Below are 6,000 nucleotides of genomic sequence, written 5' to 3' on the forward strand. Positions count from 1 at the left end.
TTCGCCGAAGGACCTGACACGGCGCTGACACGGCCCGGACACCCGGGCGCCCGTGGCATCATCGGCCTGGTGCAGATCGGGATACTGGGGTCATTCGAAGTTCGCGCGGACGACGGCGTCGTGGCCGACGTGCCGGGCGCCCGGCTGCGCGGACTGCTGATCGCGCTCGCGCTCGACCCGGGCCGGGTGGTCCCGAAGGCAACGCTCGTCGACTGGATCTGGGGCGAGAACCCGCCCGCCGACGCGGCGAACGCGTTGCAGCGCTTGGTTTCCCGGCTGCGGAAGGTGCTTCCGGACGGCGAGGTCGAGGGCCGGCCCGCCGGCTACCGGCTGACCGTGGACCCCGACGCCGTCGACGCCGTGCGGTTCGAACGGCTCGTCACCCAGGCCCGCGACGACGACGATCCGGGGCGGCTGCGCGAAGCCCTCGCGTTGTGGCGCGGCGCGGCCATGCAGGACGTCGGCCTGCAGGAGAGCGCGGCGTTCGACGCGGCGGTCACCCGGCTCGAGGGCCTGCGCCTGGCCGCTCTGGAGGACCGGTTCGACGCGGAGATCAGCCGCGGCCACGGCGTGAAGCTGGTCACCGAGCTCACCGACCTGGTCGCCGCGAACCCGGTCCGGGAACGGCTCGTCGGCGCGCTGATGCGGGCCCTCGTCGCGAGCGGCCGCGACTCCGAAGCGCTGCTCGTCTACGAACGCCTGCGGGAGACGCTGGCCGACGAGCTGGGCGTCGACCCGTCACCGGAGCTGTCCGAGCTGCACGTCGCGCTGCTGCGGGGCGAGCTGGGCCGGCGTGAGGAGACCCGCACGACCAACCTGCGGGCCGAGCTGACCAGCTACGTCGGCAAGGACGCGGACGTCACCGCGGTCCGCGAGCTCGTCGCCGAGCACCGGCTCACGACGCTGGTCGGGCCGGGCGGCTCGGGGAAGACCCGGCTGGCCACCGAGACCGCACGCACGATGCTGGGCGACCTGCCGGACGGCGCCTGGCTGGTCGAGCTCGCACCCATCGGCGCGGACGGCGACGTCGCCCAGGCGACGCTCTCGGCGCTCAAGCTGCGGGACGCGCTGCTCGGCGACGCACCGGACGCGGAGCCCACGGACCGGGTCGTCGCGGCGGTCCGCGACCGGGACCTGGTGCTGGTCCTGGACAACTGCGAGCACGTGATCGAGTCCGCGGCGACCTTCGCCCACCGCGTGCTCGGCGAGTGCCGCCGGCTGCGGATCCTCGCGACGAGCCGGGAACCCCTGGGCATCACCGGCGAGGCGCTGTGGCCGGTCGCGCCGCTGGTCCTGCCCGCGGAGGACGCCGACCCGGACAAGATCGAGTCCGCGCCGGCCGTCCGGCTGCTGCGCGACCGGGCTCAAGCGGTGCGCACAGACCTCGCGTCCGACGCCGCCACGCTGTCGACGCTCGCCCGCGTCTGCCGCGCGCTGGACGGGATGCCGCTGGCCATCGAGCTCGCCGCGGCCCGGCTGCGCACGATGTCCCTCGAGCAGCTCGCCAACCGCCTCGACGACCGGTTCCGCCTGCTGACCGGCGGCAGCCGCACCGCGCTGCCGCGGCACCGGACGCTGCGCGCGGTGATCGACTGGAGCTGGGAACTGCTCTCCGACGACGAACGCGTCGTCCTGACCCGGCTCTCGGTGTTCGCCGGCGGCGCGAGCCTGGAGGCGGCCGAACGGGTCTGCGCGACCGACGCGGCCGAGGAGCTGCTGACCGCGCTGGCCGAGAAGTCGCTAGTGGTCACCGAAGGCGACCAGACGCCGCGGTACCGGATGCTCGGCACGATCAAGGAGTACGCCGAGCAGCGGCTCGCCGAAGCCGGGGACACCGACTCGGCGCGTCAGGCGCACCTCACGTACTTCACGGAGCTCGCCGAGACCTCGGAGCCGCACCTGCGCCGGGCCGACCAGCTGAAGTGGCTCGCCATCCTCGACGCCGAACACGACAACATCGTCGCCGCGATGCGCGGGGCCCTCGCGGCCGGCGAGGCGCCCGGAGCGATGCGGCTCGCCGCGGCCGCCGGCTGGTACTGGTGGCTCGCCGGGCACAAGACCGAAGGCAACGAGCTGCTCATGGCGGCCACCGCCGTACCCGGCGAGGTGCCCGACGACATCCGCGCGACGGTGTACGCCTTCGTCACGGGGTTCCTGACGTCCGGCCGCGAAAGCGACCAGTTCCAGGCGGCGGAGTGGATCCACCAGGTCCACGAGCTCAACGGGCGCGTCCAGCGACCACACCCCGCGGTGGCACTCGTCGCCGCGCTGGAACGCATGCTGCGGGCACCGGACGCGTTCCTGCCCGCGTGGGAACCGCTGCTCGCCGACGAGGACCCGTGGGTCCGCGGCCTCGCCCGGCTGCAGCTCGGCAAGATGCGGATCCAGCTCGGCGGCGACGAGCAAGAAGCGGACGCTTTCCTCGAGACGGCGCTGACCGAGTTCCGCGCGCTCGGCGAACGGTGGGGGACGTCGTTCGCCCTGACCGAGCTGGCCGACCGGATCGCCATGCGCGGCGAGTTCGGCCGGGCGTGCGAACACTACGAACAGGCGATCGTCGTCGTCACCGAAGTCGGCGCCATCGAGGACGTCGTGCGGATGCGGTCGAGGCAGGCCCAGCTGTACTGGCTGTCGGGCGACGAGGAAGCCGGTGCGTCGGCGATGGCCGAGGCGCAGCGGCTCGCGGAACGGGTCGCCTGGCCGGAAGCGCTGACCGAGCTGGCCTTGGCGAAGGCCGAGCTCGCCCGCTGGAGCGGCGACGCCGTCCAGGCACGCCGGCAGCTCGACGTCGCGACGGCGACGCTGGGCAAGGCCGCCGAGCGGGCGAACATCCAGGTCACGACCCAGGACCTGCTCGGCTACCTCGCCGAGGACCTCGCTGAAGCCCGCGACCACCGCGCCGCGGCCTTCCGGGCGGCGTCGGAGACGGGGGCCGTCCCCATGATCGCGCAGGTGCTCGTCGGGATCGCGGATCTGGCCCTGCGCCGCGAGGAGTACGAACAGGCGGCGCGCCTGCTCGCGGCGAGCACCGTCGTGCGCGGTGTGGTGGACCGTTCGCAGCCGGACGTCTCCCGGATCGAGCAGGCGACGCGGAATCGCCTCGGTGACACGAAGTTCACCGAGGCGACTCAGGAGGGGGCGCGGGCGAGCTGGCGCGAACTGGCCGAAGTCACGCTCGCTTCTTGAACGTCGACCGGGCCCAGAAGTACCCGACGAGCGCGATACCGACGCACCAGGCGATCGCGGCGAGGGCGTAACCGGTCGACGGCGTGCCGTTGAGCAGCCCGCGCACGGTTTCGATGATCGGCGTGAAGGGCTGGTACTCCGCGAACTGCCGCAGACCCGGGCCCATCTTGTCCGCCGGGGCGATCGCACTGCTGAAGAACGGCAGCATGACCAGCGGCACGGAGGCCAGGCCGGCCGTCTCCGGGGACTTGGCGAACAGTCCCAAAGCGACGGTGAGCCAGCCGGCCGCGAAGGCGAGCAGGAGGACCATGCCGAGCACGCCGAGCCAGTCGAGGAAACTCGCGTGGGGACGGAACCCCAGCGCGAACGCGACGCCGACGAGGGCCGCGATGGCGACGACGTTCGTCAGGACGCTGGCGACGACGTGCCCGGTCAGCACCGCCCCGCGCGAGACGTCCATGACCTTGAACCGGTTGATGATGCCCTTGGTCATGTCGGAGTTCACCGACGTCGCGGTGGCGCCGAGGCCGTAGCAGATGGCGAGCAGCATCAGGCCGGGCGTCGCGTAGTCGACGTAGTTCACGCCGACGTCGAAGGCGTCTCCCAGCATGTAAACGAACATCAGCATGATCACGATCGGCATCAGTACGGCGTTGAACACCGAGGTCGGGTTCCGGGCGATGTGCTTGAAGTTGCGGCGCAACATGACCGTCGAGTGGGTGCTCATTTCGCTGCGACCTCCGAGTTGGACACGGTGTGGCCCGTCAGGGCGAGGAAGACGTCGTCGAGATCGGGTGTGTGGACGGAAAACTCTTCGGCGTTGATGGCGTACTCGTCGAGCCGGTCGAGCAGGTTGCGCAGCGACTTCGTGCCGCCGTCGCCGGGAACCCGCAGGGTGAGCGACTCGTCGTCCCGGGTCGAACCGGCGATGACCCGCGCGGCCGCGTCGAGTTCGGCGACGTTCGTGAACCGGAGCCGGACGTGCGTCCCGGGGATCTGGCGCTTGAGCTCGTCGGCCGTGCCTTCGGCGACCAGACGCCCGCGGTCGAGCACCGCGATCCGGTCGGCGAGCTGGTCGGCTTCGTCGAGGTACTGGGTGGTGAGGAAGATGGTGACGCCGTCGGCCACGAGGTCCTTGACGATGGACCACATGGTGCGCCGGCTGCGCGGGTCGAGGCCGGTGGTCGGCTCGTCGAGGAAGATGATCCGCGGGTCACCGACGAGCGTCATGGCGAGGTCGAGCTTCCGGCGCATGCCGCCGGAGTAGGTCGAGGTGGGCTTCTTCGCCGCCTCGGTGAGTTCGAACCGCTCGAGCAGGTCGGCGACCACGCGCTTGCCGTTCTTGACCGGGCTGAGGTCCACCATGAGCTGCAGGTTTTCCTGCCCGGTGAGCAACTCGTCGACGGCGGCGAACTGCCCGGTGACGCCGATGGCCTTCCGAACGGCCTTGGCTTCCGAGCCGACGTCGTACCCGGCGACGCGCACGCTGCCGCCGTCGGCCTGCGCCAGGGTGGTCAGGATGTTGACGGTGGTGGTCTTCCCGGCCCCGTTCGGCCCGAGCAGCGAGAAAACGGTCCCGGCGGCAACATCCAGATCGATGCCGTCCAGCACGACTTTGTCTTGGTAGGACTTCCGCAGCCCCGCGGCGGTGATCGCTGAAGTGGTCATGGGAGGACTGTGATCGCCCGCCCTGACACGAACCTGACCCCGAACTGACACGGCGACTGTCACGACCGCGGCACGAAAAAAGGCCCGTACCTTTGCGGGTACGAGCCCTCAAAACGTGGAGCTGAGGGGAATCGAACCCCTGACCTTCTCGATGCGAACTATCAGCACGACGGCCGTTGGCGGTCTTTGCCGAGGTCAGAGGGCTATCGATGGTCGATGTCGGTCGCTGCGGTCCGGTGCGGTTGCTGTACTTCGCTGCTGACAGCCGGCACCAGCGAGCGACGTCGATGACGTGCCCGGTAGCCGCTGCATTTCGCGTACCGAGCAGGTTGGGCGTGGTGGGCTCGCCGATAGCGAGCCCACCGTAGGCTGCTGGCCGGAGAGCCGCTCCCGACGAGCTCGAAGGAGAGGATGCGACTGTGAAGGCTGGTCGGACGAAGACATCCAATCTGCAGGCACTCAGGCGTGCTACTTCCGCCTGGCAACTTGTGCGAGCGGTATTCTTTGGGCCCCGGTGGTGGTGGCCCCCGCTTGGCGCAGCTCTGGGCGCATTGATCATTATCGGGCTACGCGCGTGGCTCGGCACGGACGACTGGGCCGGGCTCGGCCAGTGGGTCGGCGGGCTCGGCGCGTTCTACGCGGCATTGGTGGCGCTGCAGATCGCGCGAGATGAGGCGGGACGAGAGAATCGCCGAGAAGCCGAGCGATTGCGCGTACAGGCTTACTACGTCCGTGCCGCATGGGTTCATGTGGGCAAGCCGCCGCATCGGGTGCTGGGTGTCAAGGTCGAGAACGCCGGTTCGGAGCCCGTGCTCGACGTCCAAGTCGTCGCCAGTCACAAGGGCGACGAGGTGCTGCCGCTCGTGGTCAAGGACTCGCCAAAGCACGTGCTGCTGCCTGCACATCGGTGGTTCCCTAATTGGAACGCAGACACTAGTGAGATTCCGGTCTCGGTAATGGCAATGCTCGTAGCGACGCCCGCTGAGCTGGAGATTGCGTTCACCGACCTGGGGGGTATGCGTTGGCGCCGGATCGGTGAGCGGCCACCGACACTAGTGCCGCATCAAGCAACGTTAGGTAGGTAATCCGGTCGGCGGATCTTGGAGTTGACGGCGAAGTGACGCCTCGGGTGGCAGTGGCGGTTGC

At 70.2% G+C, this 6,000-nt stretch carries 4 protein-coding genes; 2 read left to right on the top strand and 2 right to left on the bottom strand.

Annotation, left to right across the window (positions count from 1 at the left end):
* Window positions 1–69: 69 nt before the first annotated feature.
* Window positions 70–3,186 (top strand): BTAD domain-containing putative transcriptional regulator, encoded by a 3,117-nt coding sequence (locus AB0M59_RS51990; protein ID WP_364631370.1) that lies wholly within the window; start codon window positions 70–72, stop codon window positions 3,184–3,186.
* Here AB0M59_RS51990 and AB0M59_RS51995 read toward each other — a convergent pair.
* Window positions 3,170–3,913 (bottom strand): ABC transporter permease, encoded by a 744-nt coding sequence (locus AB0M59_RS51995; protein WP_364631373.1) that lies wholly within the window; start codon window positions 3,911–3,913, stop codon window positions 3,170–3,172. The two genes, AB0M59_RS51990 and AB0M59_RS51995, sit on opposite strands and share 17 nt — an antisense overlap.
* A complete protein-coding gene (locus tag AB0M59_RS52000) occupies window positions 3,910–4,854 on the bottom strand; it encodes an ATP-binding cassette domain-containing protein (protein WP_364631376.1) in 945 nt (314 codons plus the stop codon). The genes AB0M59_RS51995 and AB0M59_RS52000 overlap by 4 nt, the downstream gene beginning before the upstream one ends.
* 551 nt (window positions 4,855–5,405) lie before the next feature.
* Here AB0M59_RS52000 and AB0M59_RS52005 point away from each other — a divergent pair.
* A complete protein-coding gene (locus AB0M59_RS52005; RefSeq protein WP_364631379.1) occupies window positions 5,406–5,939 on the top strand; it encodes a hypothetical protein in 534 nt (177 codons plus the stop codon).
* Window positions 5,940–6,000 lie beyond the last annotated feature (61 nt).

Source organism: Amycolatopsis sp. NPDC051371 (assembly GCF_040682155.1).
GTDB lineage: Bacteria > Actinomycetota > Actinomycetes > Mycobacteriales > Pseudonocardiaceae > Amycolatopsis.